This is a genomic window from Spirochaetota bacterium, from assembly GCA_026415295.1.
GTDB lineage: Bacteria > Spirochaetota > JAAYUW01 > JAAYUW01 > JAOAHJ01 > JAOAHJ01.
The window spans coordinates 58,125-77,387 of the sequence record JAOAHJ010000028.1 but is presented as its reverse complement, the minus strand read 5'-3'; the positions used below and the strand labels follow the sequence as shown (position 1 = coordinate 77,387).

At 23.6% G+C, this 19,263-nt stretch carries 15 protein-coding genes; 11 read left to right on the top strand and 4 right to left on the bottom strand.

All coding sequences use genetic code 11. From position 1 onward, the window contains the following. The first annotated feature begins 12 nt into the window (after positions 1–12). Together N3A58_07030 and N3A58_07025 are read left to right on the top strand one after the other, a co-directional pair. Complete coding sequence (locus N3A58_07030; GenBank protein ID MCX8059150.1) at positions 13–1,194, top strand: acetyl-CoA C-acetyltransferase; 1,182 nt, start codon at positions 13–15, stop codon at positions 1,192–1,194. A 142-nt stretch (positions 1,195–1,336) separates the two neighbouring features. After that, a complete protein-coding gene (locus N3A58_07025; protein ID MCX8059149.1) occupies positions 1,337–2,197 on the top strand; it encodes an HD domain-containing protein in 861 nt (286 codons plus the stop codon). 7 nt (positions 2,198–2,204) lie between these two features. Here the strand turns inward: N3A58_07025 and N3A58_07020 are convergent, their stop codons facing one another. Continuing rightward, positions 2,205–2,591, bottom strand: a complete 387-nt coding sequence (locus N3A58_07020) for a hypothetical protein (GenBank protein MCX8059148.1) — start codon at positions 2,589–2,591, stop codon at positions 2,205–2,207. A gap of 13 nt (positions 2,592–2,604) precedes the next feature. Next, a complete protein-coding gene (locus tag N3A58_07015; protein ID MCX8059147.1) occupies positions 2,605–3,138 on the bottom strand; it encodes a hypothetical protein in 534 nt (177 codons plus the stop codon). A 76-nt stretch (positions 3,139–3,214) separates the two neighbouring features. On the opposite strand from N3A58_07015, the gene N3A58_07010 reads away from it, so the two are divergent. The 6 genes from N3A58_07010 to N3A58_06985 all read left to right on the top strand — a co-directional run bounded on the left by N3A58_07010 (position 3,215) and on the right by N3A58_06985 (position 13,475). Continuing rightward, positions 3,215–6,592, top strand: a complete 3,378-nt coding sequence (locus tag N3A58_07010; protein MCX8059146.1) for a S41 family peptidase — start codon at positions 3,215–3,217, stop codon at positions 6,590–6,592. Between the two features lie 142 nt (positions 6,593–6,734). After that, positions 6,735–8,369 carry a phosphoenolpyruvate carboxykinase (ATP) gene (locus N3A58_07005; GenBank protein MCX8059145.1) on the top strand — a complete coding sequence of 545 codons (1,635 nt, stop codon included), beginning with the start codon at positions 6,735–6,737 and terminating at the stop codon, positions 8,367–8,369. Positions 8,370–8,424: 55 nt separating this feature from the next. Beyond that, entirely contained in the window at positions 8,425–9,366 is a 942-nt protein-coding gene (locus N3A58_07000) for a lysophospholipase (GenBank protein ID MCX8059144.1), read from the top strand. Between the two features lie 79 nt (positions 9,367–9,445). Then, the gene (locus N3A58_06995) at positions 9,446–10,582 is read left to right on the top strand and encodes a Gfo/Idh/MocA family oxidoreductase (protein ID MCX8059143.1); all 1,137 of its coding nucleotides are present in this window, start codon (positions 9,446–9,448) and stop codon (positions 10,580–10,582) included. Continuing rightward, positions 10,569–12,197, top strand: a complete 1,629-nt coding sequence (locus N3A58_06990) for a hypothetical protein (protein MCX8059142.1) — start codon at positions 10,569–10,571, stop codon at positions 12,195–12,197. The genes N3A58_06995 and N3A58_06990 overlap by 14 nt, the downstream gene beginning before the upstream one ends. A gap of 159 nt (positions 12,198–12,356) precedes the next feature. Further along, the gene (locus tag N3A58_06985; GenBank protein MCX8059141.1) at positions 12,357–13,475 is read left to right on the top strand and encodes a hypothetical protein; all 1,119 of its coding nucleotides are present in this window, start codon (positions 12,357–12,359) and stop codon (positions 13,473–13,475) included. A 31-nt stretch (positions 13,476–13,506) separates the two neighbouring features. Here the strand turns inward: N3A58_06985 and xseB are convergent, their stop codons facing one another. Both xseB and xseA read right to left on the bottom strand, forming a co-directional pair. Beyond that, positions 13,507–13,899 carry an exodeoxyribonuclease VII small subunit gene (xseB, locus tag N3A58_06980; protein ID MCX8059140.1) on the bottom strand — a complete coding sequence of 131 codons (393 nt, stop codon included), beginning with the start codon at positions 13,897–13,899 and terminating at the stop codon, positions 13,507–13,509. A gap of 134 nt (positions 13,900–14,033) precedes the next feature. Beyond that, positions 14,034–15,317, bottom strand: coding sequence for an exodeoxyribonuclease VII large subunit (xseA, locus tag N3A58_06975; protein ID MCX8059139.1), 1,284 nt, complete (start codon positions 15,315–15,317; stop codon positions 14,034–14,036). 158 nt (positions 15,318–15,475) lie between these two features. Here xseA and N3A58_06970 point away from each other — a divergent pair, with 158 nt between their 5' ends. The 3 genes from N3A58_06970 to ybeY are packed head-to-tail and all read left to right on the top strand — an operon-like array spanning position 15,476 to position 19,149. Further along, positions 15,476–16,441, top strand: coding sequence for a PhoH family protein (locus N3A58_06970; protein MCX8059138.1), 966 nt, complete (start codon positions 15,476–15,478; stop codon positions 16,439–16,441). Beyond that, positions 16,419–18,641 carry an HDIG domain-containing protein gene (locus tag N3A58_06965; protein MCX8059137.1) on the top strand — a complete coding sequence of 741 codons (2,223 nt, stop codon included), beginning with the start codon at positions 16,419–16,421 and terminating at the stop codon, positions 18,639–18,641. The genes N3A58_06970 and N3A58_06965 overlap by 23 nt, the downstream gene beginning before the upstream one ends. After that, the gene (gene ybeY, locus N3A58_06960) at positions 18,625–19,149 is read left to right on the top strand and encodes an rRNA maturation RNase YbeY (GenBank protein MCX8059136.1); all 525 of its coding nucleotides are present in this window, start codon (positions 18,625–18,627) and stop codon (positions 19,147–19,149) included. Before N3A58_06965 ends, ybeY begins: the two co-directional genes overlap by 17 nt. Positions 19,150–19,263: the final 114 nt, after the last annotated feature.

Sequence of the window (19,263 nt, the reverse complement as noted above, 5' to 3'; positions counted from 1 at the left end):
GAGACATTTATGATGAAAAATATATATATCGTTGCTGCAAAAAGAACTGCTATAGGAACTTTTGGTGGTTTTTTCAAAGATATTCATCCTGCTGATTTTGGAGCAACTGTTGTTAAATCTTGTATAGATCAAGCAGGAATAAAACCTGAAAACATTGATGAATTAATAAGTGGAACAGTTTTACAAGCTGGTTTAGGTATGAATATTGCAAGACAGGTTAGTATAAAAGCCGAGCTTCCAATTTCAATTCCAAGTTTTACTGTTAATAAAGTTTGTGGTTCAGGAATGAAATCTATTATTCTTGCATGTCAATCAATTATAGCTGGAGATAATGAAGTTGTTGTTGCGGGTGGAACTGAAAATATGGATATGGCTCCTTATATACTTAAAAATGCAAGATATGGATATAGACTTGGAAATTCAGAGGTTATAGATCACATGGTTTATGATGGATTAACTGATGTTTTTAATAATTATCATATGGGAATAACTGCAGAAAATCTTGTTGAAAAATATAAAATAACAAGAGAGGAACAGGATAAATTTGCTTTTGAATCACAAGAAAAAGCATTAAAAGCTATAGAGACTGGTAAATTTAAGGAAGAAATAGTTCCATATAAACTAATAGATAAAAAAGGAGTAGAGACAATATTTGAAATTGATGAGCATCCAAGAAGAACAAGTTTAGAGAAACTTGCTTCTTTAAAACCTGTTTTTAAAAAAGATGGAACAATTACTGCAGGAAATTCGTCTGGTATTAATGATGGAGCTTCATATTTAATTATTGCTTCAGAAGAAGCTTGTAAAAAATATAATTTGAAACCACTTGTAAGAATAGCTAACTATTCCACTGCAGCTATTGAACCAGAAATAATGGGAGTAGCACCTGCTTTTGCAATAAGAAAATTATTACAAAAATCAAAGTTAAATGTTTTAGATATTGATTTATGGGAATTAAATGAAGCATTTGCAGCACAATCAATCTCAATTTTTAGAGAATTACCAGATATTCCAATTGAAAAAGTAAATGTTAATGGTGGGGCAATAGCTTTAGGACATCCTATTGGAGCCTCAGGTGCCAGAATTACAACAACATTAATTTATGAAATGAAAAAAAGAAATTCTAGATATGGTATAGCTTCTTTATGTATAGGTGGTGGACAAGCTACTGCAATATTAATTGAAAATATCTAATTTAATTAAATATTTGTATTTTTTTATAAAAAGTCTTACGGATATTTTAAAATACTTTAATTATTCAAACTTATAAAAATGATGGACTTTATTAAATAATTTTTTTTATGTGTTTTTATAAATTACTTTGAAGAGGAAAGGTTTGTTTGAAAATATAGATTGTGATGAATATATAAATCACTGCAAAGAAATTTTAAAAAAGCTTTCATTAAATCAAGTAGACTTTGATATTTATAAGGAGTACCAAGAACTTTTAAATAGATATTTGAAGATTTTAAAGGAGTATGAAGCTATACTTAAAATTTCAGATCAGTTAGAAGAATCTCTAAATCAAGCACAAAAGCAGCTTATTGAAAAGAATAAAATGTTGAGTGATAAAGCAATGCTTTTAAAGGAACTTGTTGATCAGAAAACCGAACAGATAAAAGAGATAAATTTAGCTTTAATAAATGCTTTGGAGATGGCTAATTATGAAAATGATCAAATTACAGGCTTGCATATCAGAAGGGTTGCTAAATTAAGCTTTGAAATAGCTAAAGAGATGAAATTAGATAATGAATTTATCCAAAGAATTGAGATGTATTCTGTTTTACATGATGTTGGTAAAGTTGGCATTCCAAATAATATATTACAAAAAGAAGATTCTTATACTGAAGAAGAATTTAATATTATGAAAAAGCACACAGAGATAGGTGCTAAAATGTTGTCTTCTTCTGGAATAGATCAGATGGCAAGAAATATTGCTTTATATCATCATGAATACTGGAATGGAAATGGATATCCTTATGGTATTAAAGAAAATGATATTCCACTTGAGGCAAGAATTGTTGCAGTTGCAGATGTTTTTGATGCTTTATTTACAAAAAGACATTATAAAGAATCACTTAATTTTGAATATTGTTTTGAATATATAATAAATAAGAGTGGTATTCAATTTGATCCAAAAGTTGTGGAAGCTTTTAAAAGACTTAAACAAAAAATAAAAGAGATATATGAAAAATAAAATATAATTAAAAATTATTTTCATCAATTGATTTTTTACTTAAAAGTTTTTCATTTAAGAATAATAAAGTATTTATAGTTGATTCTTGCCATAATATCTTGGGATTATATATAAATAATATTTTAAATCTTTGATCATCAGGTAATTCTTCTAATCTTAAAATCCATTCCACTAATACTTTTATTCCAGATGAATTCATAAATTCGAGGTTTGTTAAATCGAAAATTATTTCTTTTAAATTTCTTTCTAATATTAATGAATTAATTTTTTTTATATGTAATGAGAAGTTGTCGTTTGGATTTTTAATTTCTACTACTCCAAAAATCTTAATTATATTATCAGAAAATTCTATACTATAGTTTTGTTCTTTAATTGTTATTTTGTTGTTTTGCATAAAATATCCTTATTTATTCTAAATTAATTTTTGCATGAGTTTCTAAAATTGAAGTTTTTTCATCATAAATTGCATCAATTTTTGCTTTTGCCTCATAATTGATTCTTGCAAGACCAATGCTTGAGTTTTCTTTGTTTGTTTTAGAAATGTTTTTCATTTTTTCTAAATAAAATTCTAAAGGGTCTTTTGTGTACATAACTTTTAAATATTCTTTCAAAGTTTCTGCGTGTTTTTTATCTGAATAGTTAAAAACATGTATATCAATTATGTTTTCTTTAACTTTTTTTATTAATTTTAGTCTAATTACATCATTTTTTGTATATTTAATAGCGTTTTCAAGCAGTTCTGAAACTGCAAGAGAAATTTTACTTATATTTTTTTTCTCAATTAAATTAATTAATAGAAAATTTTCTATAAAATTTCTTGTTAATGGAATATAGTCCCATACTGGACCAAATGTTATATCAAGATATCCAACTGTATCTTTTTCATAATCTATCAACATATCAAACCTTTCAATTCTTTTAAAATATATTAATATATTCATTTCAAATATCAAATAAAAATATATATAAAATTTTCTACATTATTTTTTTTTATTTTAAATGTGTTAAAATTCTTTTATGAAAAACAATGGCTATTTTCAATACCCTATTTATAAGAATAATTCTATATATTTTATATCTGAAGAAAACTTATGGCAATATGATTTTAATATTGAAAGATCAATTAAATTAACAAGTACAAAAGGAGAAATTAAAAATCCAGTAATATCTTCTAATGGAGAGCTAATTGTTTTTAGTGGTAATGAAGAAGGAGATGAAGAACTTTTCTTACTTAATTTAAAAAATGGACAAATATATAGATTAACATATCTAGGTTCAAATATTTTTCCTATTATGTTTTTTGATAATGATAATAAGATATTATTTACATCAAATTACAATAATCCATTTAATGAAATATTTTTCCTATATTCTATAGATATTGAAAGTGGAGAAATAATAAAAATTAATGTTGGTTGTGCAAGGTTTGTTTCTTTTAAGAACAATAATTTTGATTTAAATAACATAATATTGCAGCCATATACAGAAGATATGACTCAATGGAAACGATATAGAGGGGGTAGTGCTGGTAAACTATGGATTAAAAAAGATGGATCAAAAAAATTTAAATTATTAAAATTTGAAAAAGGTAATATTTCAAACCCTATATTTTATGAAGAATTTATTATTTTCATTTCTGATTTTGAAGGAATTGGGAATCTTTATAAATCTGATCTTGATTTAAAGAAAATTAAAAAATTAACAAATCATAGTGATTTTTATGTTAGAAATCCTTCGCTTAATTATGATGAGAAAATAATAGTATATCAATGTGGTGGTAATATATATAAATTTGATTTATTAACTGAGAAATATGATTTAGTAAATATAAATTATTTTTCTTCAAAGCCACAAAAAAGAGGAAAATATATTGATATAGAAAATTATATTCAAGGCTACACTGTTTCTAATGATGGGAAAAAAATTGCTTTAAATATAAGAGGTAAAATAGCTGGTATGTATAATTGGTATGGACCAGTAGATATAATTACTAATAAAAATAATATAAGAGATAGTTTGCCTGTTTTTTTATCAGATAATGAAACTATCTGTTTTGTTACAGATGAATTAAATGATGTTAGGTTAGCTATAAGTAAGATTTTATCATCTGAATTAAAAACAAAAAGAAAAATATTTAAACAATGGGATTTTGGGAATATTATAGAAATTGAGAGTTCTAAAATAAAAAACTATATTTGTATTTCAAACCATAGAAATGAATTGTATTTTATAGATATTGAAAATGAAACATATAAGTTTATAGATAAATCTAGTTATGGGGTAATAGATTCATTTTCATTTTCTTTTGATTCAAATTATATCGCTTATTCTTTTCCTATTTCATTTAATAAAAGTATAATAAAAATTTATGACATCCAAAATGATCGAAGATATGAAATTACAGATGGTCTTGGATTTGATTTTGCACCTTACTTTTCACCTGATGGAAAATATTTACTATTTATTTCAGGAAGAAATTTTGATCCAGTTGATGATTATTTACAATTTGAAATAAGTTTTCCATTTGGTCTTAAACCCTATATTATTTTACTTGATAAAACATTATCTGATCCTTTCGCTTTTTCTCTAAATGATTTTGAAGAAAATGAAAGTGAATTAAATGCTATTGATTTATTTGATGAAATGAAAATAAAAAAAAGTAGCAAAACAAAAGAAAAAATAATCTTTGAATTTGTGGATAATCTTAATAAAAAAGAAAAATTAAATGAAAAGGAACAACGAAGGATTGATTTTGATAATATAAAGAGAAGAATTCTAGAATTCCCTGTTGTTGGTGGAATTTATACCAAAATTGAAGCTAATTATGAAAAATTTTTTTTCTTATTATTTCCATTAAAAGGAGAATTTGAAAGTAATTTAAAAAATAGTGATTTTGGTTATTTATATACTTATAACTTGAAAACTAAGGAAATTGAAATATTTTATGAAGGTGTTGTTGATTTTAAACTTATTGATAATGGGAAAAAACTATTTTTACTTACTTCAGAGTATGATTTTAGAATAATTGATTCTTCAGAAAAACCTACTGATAATTACAGTTTTAACCCTAAAGATGGTTATATCGATATTAAAAGAATTAAAATATATGTTGAACCTGAAGGTGAATGGGAACAAATGTTTAAAGAAGCATGGAGGTTGCAGAGAGATTATTTTTGGAATGAGAACTTTATTAAAGAAGATTGGATAGAAGTTTTTAATAAATATTATAAAATTTTACCAAAAGTTTCTACAAGAACAGAATTATCTGATTTAATAAAAGAAATGCAAGGAGAACTTGGAACTTCTCATTGTTATGAATATGGAGGGGACAAAAGAAAAGCCCCCTTTTATAATATTGGATTTTTAGGAATAGATGTTGAATTTGATAAAAAACTTAATTTTTTTAAAATATTAAAAATTTATCCAGGAGATCCTTGGATAGAAGTAAATAGATCACCATTTTTAACTCCTGGTATAAATGTTAAAGAAGGCGATTATATAATCAGTATAGATGGAAACAAAGTAGATTTAAAAAATCCTATAAATAAGCTTCTTAAAAATAAACCAAATGATTTTGTTGATATAGTAATTGGAAGAACTATAGAATTAAAAAAAGATACTAAAAAAATTAGAAATAATAATGAAAAAAACGATATTTTGATTTTTAAAAATAAAATGATTAAAACATTTCATATTTATATTAAAACAGTTCCATCTGAAAAATATTTGAGATATAGACATTGGGTTGATAATAATAGGGATTATGTTCATAAAAAAAGTGGTGGTAAAATAGGATATATACATATACCTGATATGGAATATTTTGGGTATTCTGAGTTTCATAAATATTTTTTAAAGGAGATAAATTATATAGGTTTAATTATAGATATTAGATACAATAAAGGAGGATTTGTTTCAGAACTTATAGTTGAAAAATTGTCACGAAAAATTATAGGTTATGATTTTACTAGATGGGTAAGTAAACCAGAAACTTACCCTAAAGAATCTCCTAAAGGACCCATGATATTTTTGGCGAATGAATATACTGGTTCTGATGGTGATATATTTGTTTATGCAGTTAAATTTATGAAACTTGGTAAAATTCTCGGAACAAGGACTTGGGGTGGTATAATTGGGGTGAGCTATAAAGGAGGAATGATTGATGGGGCTTATACAACTCAACCAGAATATATATTTTGGTTTAAAGATATAGGAGCTAAAATAGAAAATTTTGGAGTTGAGCCAGATTATGAGGTTGAATTAATTCCGGAAGATTGGCAAAAGGGTAGAGACTCACAACTTGATAAGGCTATCCATTACTTATTAAAAAAAATAAAAAAAATTAATCATAAAGATATAAAAAATGTTAATTTTAATAACATTCCAAGGATTTAAAAAATAAAAATTTAATATTTATAAAATTTTTATAATTGAGAAATTTAAGTATAAGAAATTCAAATTAATTTACTTTTTTGTTGACTTTAAAATTTAATATTAAATATTAATTTTGTATTATTTAATTTTATAAGGGTATCTTATGGAAAGAATTAAAAAATTTCTTAAATTTAAAAATAATATTATTGAAAATCCTTCCCGAAGATTTTTAATTCATGAATCTATACAAACAAAAAGATGTTTTTTGTTAAATTGTGGTACGCTTTCTACAATTACACCAGAGCATTCAACTGGAAGAAGACCCCAAGACACCTATACAGTAAAAAGAGATGAAAATATTGATAAAATTGATTGGCTTTCTAATTATAATAATCCAATTGATGAAAAAACTTTTGATATGTTGCTTGATGATGCTATTAAGATATTAAACAATAAAAATAAATTATATTTATTGGACAGATTTATTGGAGCTGATGATTCATATACTATGAAAGTTAGGGTACTTACAGATAATCCACTTTATCTTGTTTTTATAGATAATATGTTCAGAAAAAATCAGAATTTGTCTTTATCTGTATTTAATGACAAAGATTTTTACCTTATTGTTGTTCCAAATGACTATATTGATCCTGAAAAATATAGAGGTTTATTAAAAGAGGGCAAAGATGGAAAAATCTCAAAAATATTCATTGGTATTGATTATGAAAGACATTGTGGTCTTATAATCGGTTCATCTTATATGGGTTCAATGAAAAAATTAATGTTTACCATTATGAATTATTATACTATTTTTGAAGGGATTTTACCTTTACATTGTTCGGCAAATGAAGGTAAAAATGGAGATGTAGCTTTGTTTCTTGGTTTATCTGGTACAGGTAAGACAACACTATCTACTTCTCCTGAAAGACTTTTAATAGGTGATGATGAACATGGATGGTCTGATAATGGAATTGCTAATTTTGAAAATGGTTGTTATGCAAAATTAATAAATTTAAATAAAGAAAAAGAACCAGATATTTATAATGCTTGCTTTTCGGCGAGAGAACCTCTTGAAAATGGAGCTATAGTTGAAAATATTATGATATTCCCAGATGGATCATTTGATCTTTTTGATTCTAGATTAACTGAAAATAGTAGAGGATCATATCCCTTAAGCTTTTTAAAAAATGTTAAGGAAGAAGCTAAAGGATATCATCCATCATACATTATTTTTTTAACAGCTGATGCTAATGGAGTTTTACCACCTGTTTCAAGATTAAATGAAGAAAATTTAAAATTTTGGTTTTTGATGGGATATACATCAAAACTTGCAGGAACAGAAACTGGTATTGTTGAACCCCAAGCTACTTTTTCAAGATTTTTTGGGGCACCATTTATGCCAGCTAAACCTCATTATTATTTAAATTTATTTATAGAAAAGGTTAAAAAATATAATTCTAAAGTTTATCTTGTTAATACTGGTTGGTATGGTGGTCAGTTTGGAGTTGGTAAAAGGTTTGACATAAACTTTACAAGAAAAATAATAGAGAGTATTTTATCTGGGAAAATTGATGATGCTAAAACTATTTATGATTCTATCTTTAAGCTTGATGTTGTTATTGATGTTGAGGGAATAGAAGATAAAAAACTTTTGTTACCATCTAATACATGGTTAGATAATGAAGCTTATAAAAAACAAGCATTTAAGCTTGCTGCCGAATTTAAAAAATATTTTGATAAACATTACTTAAGTTTCAAGCTTTTTGAAGATCCATCTAAGGTTTGTCCAGGTTATTAGGTTTAAATGATTTTTTTGATAAAAATATCGTTATAAAATTTAAAAAGGGGGTTTTATGGGTATTAATTTTGAAAGAATTGAGTTTACAATTAATGGTTTAGATAAAGTTCCAATTTATTGTTATAGATGGTGTAACCCTGAAAATAAAAAACCAGATGCTATTGTTCAAATTGCTCATGGTATGGCTGAACATGCATTAAGATATGAACCTTTAGCAAATTTTTTGGTTTCTAAAAATATTGAAGTTTGGGCAAATGATCATAGAGGGCATGGAAAAACTGCTGCTTCTCCAGAAAAATGTGGGTATTTTTCAGATAAAGATGGTTGGCTTAAAGTAGTTGATGATTTAAAAATTATTAATGACAAAATTAAAGATACTCATAAAAATTCTAAAATAATTTTATTTGGGCATAGTATGGGATCTTTTTTAGCTCAAACCTTTATTCAAAGATATCCAGATTCTGTTAGTTATGTAATTCTTTCTGGCACATCTGGAGATCCTGGAATTCTTGGGAGTTTAGGAATTATTATTACTGAAATTTTTAAATTTTTCGGTGCTTCTAAAAGAAGAAATTATATTATGGATAAGTTATCTTTTGGAAAGTATAATAATGCTTTTAAGCCAAATAAAACAAAATTTGATTGGCTTTCTAGAGATGAATTAGAAGTTAAAAAATATATTGATGATCCTTATTGTGGTTTTGTTTGTACAACTTTATTTTTTAATGATTTGTTAAAAGGGATAAAATCAAATTTTAAAGATTGTAATTTAAAAAAAATTAATAAAGATATTAAGATTTATATTTTTTCAGGAGAAAAAGATCCAGTTGGTGAAAATACAAAAAGTGTATTAAATTTAATTAAGATATATCAAAAATATGGCATAAAAAACATTGAATATAAGTTTTATAAAGATGGTAGACATGAGATGATTAATGAAATTAATAAAAGTGAAGTATATGAAGATATTTATAAATGGATTAAAAGTATTTTGTAAATAAATTAAGATTTTTTTTATATGTGTGTAAATTTTTTAAATATGAAAATCAAAAATAAAATTAAAAAGGATAAAATTCATGGATTTAAAGGGTGTAATAATTGGTTGTGGTAGAATATCTCATAAACATGTTGATGCTTTTATTGCCAATTTCCCTAAAATGGTACTAATAGGATGTTGTGATATTTTAGAAGAAAGAGCTATTGAGATAAAAAAAGAATACTATGAGAAAATTAAGAATTCAGGAAATAATGTAAACATTGAAGTAAAAACTTATAAATATTATAAAGATATGATTAAAGAGTTAAAACCTGATTTTGCAATTGTTTCTACAGAATCAGGTTATCATCCTGAGATAACTATAAATGTTTTATCTTCAGGAGTTCATGTGATTTGTGAAAAGCCTATGGCATTATCTATTAAAGATGCTGATAGAATGATAGAAGTCTCTTATAAATATAAAAGATTGCTATGTGTTTCTTTTCAAAATAGATTCAATAAACCAATTCAACTATTGAGAAAAGCTATTGAAAATAAAAGGTTTGGAAAACTACTTTATGGTGTTGCTAGTGTTAGATGGACAAGAAATATGGATTATTATAAGCAAGCACCATGGAGAGGGACATGGTCTCTTGATGGAGGTACACTTATGAATCAATGTACTCATAATATAGATTTATTACAATGGATGCTTGGAGAAGATGCCTGTGAAGTATATGGGGCTACAGAAAGATATTTAAAAAATATTGAAGCTGAAGATTTTGGGTCAGCAATAATAAAATTTAGAAATGGAGCTATTGGTATAATAGAAGGTACAGCAAATATTTATCCTAAAAATCTAGAAGAAACTCTATTTATATCTGGAGAAAGTGGGACTGTTAAGATAGGTGGGCTTGCTGTAAATAAGATAGAAATATGGAGATTTAAAGATTCTGATAAGTATGGTGATACTGAAGAAAAAGTAGTTAATGAAGGATATAATCTAGAAGATAATGATTTTCAAGCTGTTTATGGTTATGGTCATACTCCTTTATATAGAAATTTTTATAATGCTATAGTTAATAATGAAAAGTTATTAATTGATGGTGAAGCAGGAAAAAAAGCCCTTGAAATAATTCTTGCAATATATAAGTCATCAAAAACCAAAAAACCAGTTTCTTTGCCTCTTAAAAATTTTTCGACACTTGATATGAGGGGTTTTTTTGATAAAAGGTAAAAATAAATTTTTTTTTATCCTTTTAATTATAATTTTTACACTTATATCAACCACAATTGATATTTTTTCAAATGAATTTTATATTAATTATTTCTCTAAATTAAGTTATACAAACTTTTTGTCAAATAATTATCAAAACTTTCTTTTTCTTTTTAGTATTGTTTCTTTTTATAGGACATGTGAGATGGTTGAGATTACTGGAAATGAAGATACTTTTAATATTGTATTTTCCCCTTTATTATTATATTCGCAAAAATTAAATTTTAATGATAGAATTAACCTACTTTCTTTTTTTGAAATAAATTTTGATTTTAATATTTTGTCATCAAATAAATCAAGATTTTTTAATCAATTTAATCCTGATTTAATAAGAATTAGGGAAATTTATTTTGAAACTGAAGTAAATAGAAATTTTTATTTTATTGCATGCTATCTTCAAAATCTTATATTAAATTACCATTTTGAAAATTACAATCCTCCTGTCATATATAGAACACCTGCATATCCTTTACCTAACTATAATCTTCCTTATTTTAATTTTAGTAATGCACATCCTTACTTTGCTTTTTTTTTAGGTGATAGAATTTTACCTTTGTATTATTCAAATTCCGCTCATTTATTTGATATTTTTTTATTAATAAAAATTAATTATAATATTGAAAGAGATTTTTCTTTTAGTTTATATTTAGGAACTTCAAATGGTGAAGAAGGACTTGATTCAAATTCTTCAAAACAGTTTTTCTCTAAAATAATTATTAGAAGTGGTATTTTTGAAAATCTAGACATTAGAGATAATTCTTCTTCAAAAAATCGTTTGCTAAATTCTATTTTGTTTAATCTAGATGAAACATATAAATTACTCCATTATTTTTATCTAAATTTTTTTTTCAAAAATGAAACTTTTATTGAATTAATTGGAAGATATATAAAAAATTATAGTTATAAGAAATTTTTAGATTTTATAACAGAGGAAAATTTAAAATTATCTGGCTTCTATTTATCAATTGCAACTTCTTTAGGTGAAAGGGGCTCAGTTCCTGCTAAAGTTAGAAATGATCAATTTTCTTTTTATCTAGAATATTTGTATATTTCAAAAAAATTTAGTTTTAATTTTGCATTTGAAACTTATTTGACTTTACATGGATTTACAAAGGATAAAATTAATCCATATGACCCAACTTATAATAATTTTATTTCGGATCAAAGTAATCCATCTTATAAATCTTTTTGGAATCTTTATCTTTATAACTATAATGATGGTTTTTTATTACCAGATGATCTTCCAAATTATAATAATATGGGTACTCCATTTCCTGGAGCTGGATTCTTTATATATTTTTCTTCTGTTTTTAATTCCTGTGCAAAATTTTTTATTATTTTTTCATTTTATGATTCAAATATATTTGCAGATGATTTGATTATTTATCAACCAAAATACAAAATATCAATTGGTATAACATATAAATTAAACAATAACATTTTTTCTAACATATCTTTTTCTTTTATTAAAGATAAAGTATTTGAAAATTATGTTCAATTTTATGAAGCAGAAAGTAGGACTGATCATTTCATAGCGAATTATGATCTTTTTTTTGCACTTTTATTTTATTTTTGATTAAATGATTTAAGTAATCATTTGTGTCTTTTAATGTTTAAATATATAGTTAAAATATTTTTTATTTATTTTAATTTTTACAAAGCAATTTATTTAATTTTTAATTAAAAAATTTTTTTAAAATTAAAATTACTATTAATTTTACAAAAGTATTTAGTTATGGAGAATATTAAAATTGGTGTGTCATATCTTACTGCAAAGACATTGAATCTTATAAATTATAAAACAGATGCTTTTTCTTATCAAGCTTATTTAATGTTAGGAGAAAAATGTCAAAATAATTGTTCTTTTTGTGCTCAAGCAAAAGAATCTCAGACAGAAAAAGTATTTTTAAGTAGAGTTAAGTGGCCCCTTTTTAATATTGATCAAGTAGAGATAGCTTTAAAAAAGGCTATATTAGAAAAAAAAATAAAAAAAATTTGTTTTCAAGTTGTTTCATTTAATGGTTATTTTGAGGTATTTAAAAATGTTTTAAATAGATTTGTTGAGAAATTTAATGTTCCTATTGGAGCATCTATTCATATTAGTAGAAAAGAGGAAGCAGAGGAATTATTTTATATTGGTTTATCTAAACTTGGGTTCGCAATAGATTGTGTTTCTAATAGTAACTATAAATATATTAAAGGAAGAGATTTTTGTGATGATTTAAAGCTTTTTTATGAGATTGGATCAATATTTAATAATAAAATTACTACTCATATAATTTGTGGTCTAGGAGAAACAGATTTTGAAATTTTGAATTTTTATATTTTTTCAAAAATATTGGATACAGGTTTTGCTTTATTTAACTTTACTCCTATTAAAAAAACAAAATTTGAAAATAAAAAAAGTGTTCCATTGGAAAGGTATAGGAAAATTCAATTAACATTAGCGATAATAGATGAAATACTTAAAAAGGAAAATTTTTTAAGTATTAAAAAGGGATTTAATAAAGAAGATTTAATTTTAATAAAAGATAAAAACTCTAAATTTATTTTAAATAATCTATTTTCATTAATAAAATTTCTTGATTTTTTTTATTTTGAAAAGTATGGAAATCTAATAGGATTTAAAAAGAATAGTTATTTTAGAGATAAGTATGAGCTATTTGATTTTTTAAATAAAGTTGATAGTATCAGAAATGGTCAATTTTTAATGACAAGAGGATGTGAGTTTTGTAATAGGCCTTATTACAATGAAAAGCCTCAAGAGCATATATATAATTATTTTAAATTACCTGAAAAAGAAAAAGTGAAAGAAAGTATCATAACCTATGTAAATAGTTGTATAATTGAATAAATATAATTTTTATTAGGATAGATATATTATTTTAGAATAGATCTTTTTTTAAATCATCTATATCTTCTTGAATATCTTCTTTTTTTGATGTTTTATAATTTTCATCAACATTTTTTAAATCTAAATCTATCTTGTTTTTTTCACTCTGATTCTTGTTTAATGTTTTAATTGTTGAACTTTTTAAATTGGATTCTTCTTTTTTGAAAATCTCTGTGATGTCTTCCATATAAAAATTATCTGATTCCATTTTACGTCTAATAATTTCTACTTTTCCTTCTATATTATTTAAGATAGTGTTTAATTCTTTTATTATTGTTACTCCTTTTATGTAAAGATTTAAGGATTCTTCAAGTGGTGTTTTTTCATCTTCTAATTTTTTTATAATTGTTTCAAGTTCTTCAAGTTTTTTTTCAAAATTTTTCATTTATACCTCTGTTATTTGATATTATTTTTTTTTAATAATTTTAATTTTAAAGCAATTAAAAATAATAATATTTTAATGATAATTTAATTAAAAATTATTCCTGTTAGCAAATTAAATAAAAATTTATTTTTATTTTAATTGATAGTTGCTTCTTTTTTCCCATCATAAAAATTTATTAAAATTTTATCTCTACTTAAAAGTTCTTTAGAAGATGTTATTATTTTATTATCTTTTTTTATTATAACAAAACCTCTTTTTAAAATATTTTCAGGAGATAAAGCTTCAAGAATAGATTGATTATATTCAACCTTTTTTTTGTAATTTATAAGTTTTTGATTAAATAAATTTATTATTTTATTTTCAAAAAAAAGTAGATCATAACTAAATTTATCAATTTTTTTTGATAAATAGTTTGATAACAATAATATATTTTTATTTGGATCAATTTTAGATTTTTTTAAATTTATAAGTTTTATTAATTCTTTAATTAAAGTATAATGACTTTCAGATAGAAATTCTTTGATTGTAATGAAGTTATTTGAGATAATTTCTGCAGCTGCAGTTGGAGTTGAAGCTCTCAAATCTGCTACAAAATCAGATATAGTAAAATCAGTTTCATGTCCTATAGCAGAGATTGTAGGAATTTTTGAATTAAATATTTCATATGCTACTGGTTCTTCGTTAAAGCACCATAAATCTTCAATTGAGCCACCACCTCTTGCGATAATTATTAAGTCCAGATTTTGAATTTTATCTGAAAAAGTGTTTGCATTTCTTATTGCATTAATAATTGATTTTGATGCTTCCTCTCCTTGTACAAGACATGGAAAAATATAAATATTGATAAATGGGGCTCGCCTTTTCAAAGTTTTTACAATATCATTTACAACTGCTCCTGTTTCTGCAGTAATTATTCCAATGTTAAAAGGATAAAGTGGAATTTGTTTTTTATTTGCCTGGTCAAAAAGTCCTTTTGCTTTTAATTTTTCTTTTAATTCTTCAAATTTTTGAAAAAGTTCTCCAATTCCTTCTTTTCTAATGTTTTTAACTTTTAAATTGAATTCTGAATTAGGTTTATATACTGAGATATCACCTTTGCATATAACTTTATCACCATCTTTGAAATTAAAGTTGATATTAATTAGATGATGTCTAAAAAGTACGCATCTTAATAAAGATTTAGATTCATCTTTAAGCGAAAAATAGATATGTCCTGAAGATGATTTAGAAATATTTGATATTTCTCCAGAAACCAAAATATTAGAAAAAGTATAATTTTCAATAATATTTTGAATAATAGATGTAATCTCATTAACGGTAAAGATATGTTCAGATTTAATACTATTTATTTTTTCAAAGAATGAGTTATAATCAAAATTAACAGATTCATCAAAATTAAAATAATCATTAAAGTTCATACTTTAGAAAAATTAAAATAATATTTTTTAAAGTCAAATTTATAAAAGATAATTTTTTTTAAAATAAGTTTTTTATTCTATTATTGTATTAACTTGACAATTAATTATTAAAGTTTAAATTTTTAAAAATAATTTTTTATTTACAGAGGTTTTCTGATTTGGGATATTCGGAAGAAACTATATTTGTTGATCCTGAGTATATACTTTTTGTGCTAGGTATTCATGATTCAAATATAAGGAAATTAGAAAAAGAATTTTCAGTTTCAATATCTTATAGTGACGGTGTTATTTATATAGAAGGTGAAGATACAAATATAATACAAGCTAAAAAAGTTTTACAACATTTAGTGGATTTTGCTCAGAAAAAAAAATTGGTTTCATTGAATGATATAGATCTTATTATTCATCAAGCGAAAGAAGATATTCTAATTGATCCATCAGATAAAATTCAAAATACCCTTTTAATTGAAAAAATTGGTAAGATGGTTGAACCTAAAACTGAGAATCAAATAAAATATTTTGAGGAATTAAAGAAAAAAACGATAATTATTTCTTATGGACCTGCAGGAACTGGTAAAACTTATATTGCTGTTGGTTATGCATTATCAGAATTGCTTTCTAATAAATTTAATAAAATTATATTAACAAGACCGGTTGTTGAGGCTGGTGAAAAACTAGGTTTTTTACCAGGGGATTTTTTACAAAAAATAAATCCTTATCTTAAACCATTGTATGATGCTATTTATGATATTGTAGGCTTTAAAACATTCGAATATTTAAAAAATAATGAGAAGGTTGAAATTATTCCATTAGCTTATATGAGAGGAAGAACATTAAATAATTCAATTATAATTCTTGATGAGGCTCAAAATGCTACTTTTTCACAATTAAAAATGTTTTTAACAAGATTTGGATTTAATTCTAAAGTTATTTTAACTGGTGATATTACCCAAATTGATTTACCTCGTTACTCTGATAGTGGATTACCTGTAGTTATTAAGCTTTTTGAAAATTTAGAGGATATTGCTTTGGTAAAATTTGATAAGAAAGATGTAGTAAGACATCCTTTAATTAAAAAAATAATTAAAATATTTGAAGATTATGAAGACAATAGAACGAATTAAGGTATTTTTAAGAACAAGTTTTTTTCTATATTTAGTGCTTTCTATAATTTTATTCTTTTTTTTCTTAATCTCTTTTACTTTTAAAGATTATTCTTTTAAATACAACTATAGAATCGGAGATATAGCTCAAAGTGATATAATTGTAAAAAAAGATATAAACTATATAGATGAACCAGCAACATCTAAGAAGTACGATGAAGGCATTAATAATATACTGCCTTCATATATTGTAGAAACAAAATATGTTAATCAAACAATTAATAAATGGGTAGATATTATTAATTTTGTATCTAAAAATGGAGATAGATTGATTGAACAAAAATCTTTATATCAAATTTTCCCAGAGAATCCTAATATTTCGAATGAAACAAAAAAATTTCTTTTTTTATTAAAAAAAGAAGAGAATTTTAATAAATTTAAATATTTTATTGAAAAAGTTTATACTTCAGGATTTTCTAATAAAAAATTCTCTGAATTTTCAACATCTAAAGATGGCTTTTTGAAGATTAATATTATTACTGAAAATCAATCAATAATTAAAACTGAGAATATTTCAAATATATTATATTCCGAAAATCATGAAAAGAAATTAGTTGAGATGTTTCTAAATTATTTTCAAAACTTTAATTTTAAAGAAGCTTCTTTAATTGTAAAGGATATAAAACAGGTATTTATAGAAAACATTAAGTTCGATGCAACTCAATACTATAAAGATGTAGAAAACTTTAAAAAAAATTTTTCTCCAGTATATGTAACTATGAAAAAAGGCAAGGTTATCTTAAGAAAAGGAGAAGAAATAACTCTTTCTGATTTAGAAATGCTAAAAATTTATTATCAATTCCATGAAAAAATAGATATTACTTATATTTTATTTTTATCACTTTGTTATTTTATTTTTATTTTTATTTCTTATTTTCTAATAAATGAGGTAAGTCATAAATTTTTTAAAAAAAGAAAAAATATTCTTTTTATTTTTTTTATTTATTCTCTTTTATTTATTTTTATTTTATTTTCAAAATATATTTCATATAGTCTAAATATAGAAAAATATTTGCTTTTTCCTTTTGCTTTAATAAATTCTCTTTTTGTTTTTATTTTTCCAGTTAAAATAGCAATTACTTTGAATTTATCATTTTCTTTAATATATTTTTTAGTTAGTGATTTTGAATTTACAGGTTTTATTTTTTCTATTCTTTTAAATTCAATATTTGTTATTTTTAAACAAGATAATTTAAAAGTTAAACAGGCTATTTTTTATAGAAGCTTATATACTTTAATATTTTCAACTATTTTTGGCCTATTTCTCAATTTTTTAAATAGAAGCAATAATTTTAATATTAAAAATCTTATTTTATTTTCTTTTATTAATTCTTCTTTAAGTGGGATTTTCTTTTTAGGTTTAATGCCTTTAATTGAATTTTTATTTAATTATGCAACTCCTTATAAATTAATAGAATTATCGGATTTAAATCATAAGATTTTTAATGAGCTATTGGTTAAAGCCCCAGGAACTTATCATCATTCTATAATTGTTGCAAATTTAGCTCAAAACGCAGCAATTGCATGTGGAGCAAATCCTTATATAGCAAAAGTTGGAGGATTATATCATGATATTGGTAAAATTAAATATTCTAAATATTTTATAGAAAACCAAAATACAATCTATGATATGCAAGATAAGCTTTCAAATCCATTAAATACTTCTATGGCTTTAACAATAATTAAAAATCATGTAAAATATGGTATAGAGGAAGCAAAAAGGTTAAAATTGCCTGATGAAATAATAAGCATAATTGAAGAACATCATGGAAAAACATTAATGGTTTATTTTTATAATTTAGAACTACAAAAAAATAAAGAATTAAAGAAAGAAGATTTCTGTTATGATTATCCAAAGCCAACATCAAAAGAGAGTGTAATAGTAATGTTGGCAGATTCTGTAGAAGCTGCAACTAGAACCTTAACAAATGTTACATATAATTCTGTTGAAAAAATGGTAAAAGAGATAGTTAATGATAGATTTCTAAGTGGTCAGTTAAGTGAGTCACCGATTACACTTCATGATTTGAATTTGATAGAAAAAAGTCTTATAGAAAATATTCTTGCAATGTTCCATAAAAGAATTGACTATCCTGATTCTGAAAATGTTAGAATTCTTGAGAAAAAGATAAAAAGTGAAAAATATGCCAAAAGAAGATAGAATATCAAGAAAGAGTAAAAATATTATATTACCTAATAAATTTATTATTTTTGAAAATGAATATATTTATAACTATTTAGTAAAAAATTTTAATTTTTTTAAAATTAATAAATTTGTTGAGAGTTTATTTAATTTTGAAAAAAAAATATTTTATCTTTTTGTTTGTACAAAGGATACAATAAAAAATTATAATAAAAATTTCAGAGGTCTTGATAAGGAAACTGATGTTTTATCTTTTCCGCTATCCTCTGATAAAATTAAATCATTATCTTTTAATAAGATTAAATATAAAAATAAAGAGTATAAATATATTGGGGACATTTTATTATGTCCAGAGATTTTATTAAATAAAGCTATTATGGAAAATGATGATAAGGATTACTTGTTTTTATATATGCTTGTACATTCATATCTGCATTTATTGGGGTTTGAACATGAAACAGAAGATCAGTATAAAATAATTGAAGCAAAAACTGAAAGTATAATATTTTCATTGATTAATGAATAAGAAAAAAAATATAGAAAAAGGAATAATACAAAAGTCTTAAAATATTGATAATAAAAATATTAGATTTAAAATATTAATAAATAGCAAAAAAGTTAATATATTTAAAGTAAAATT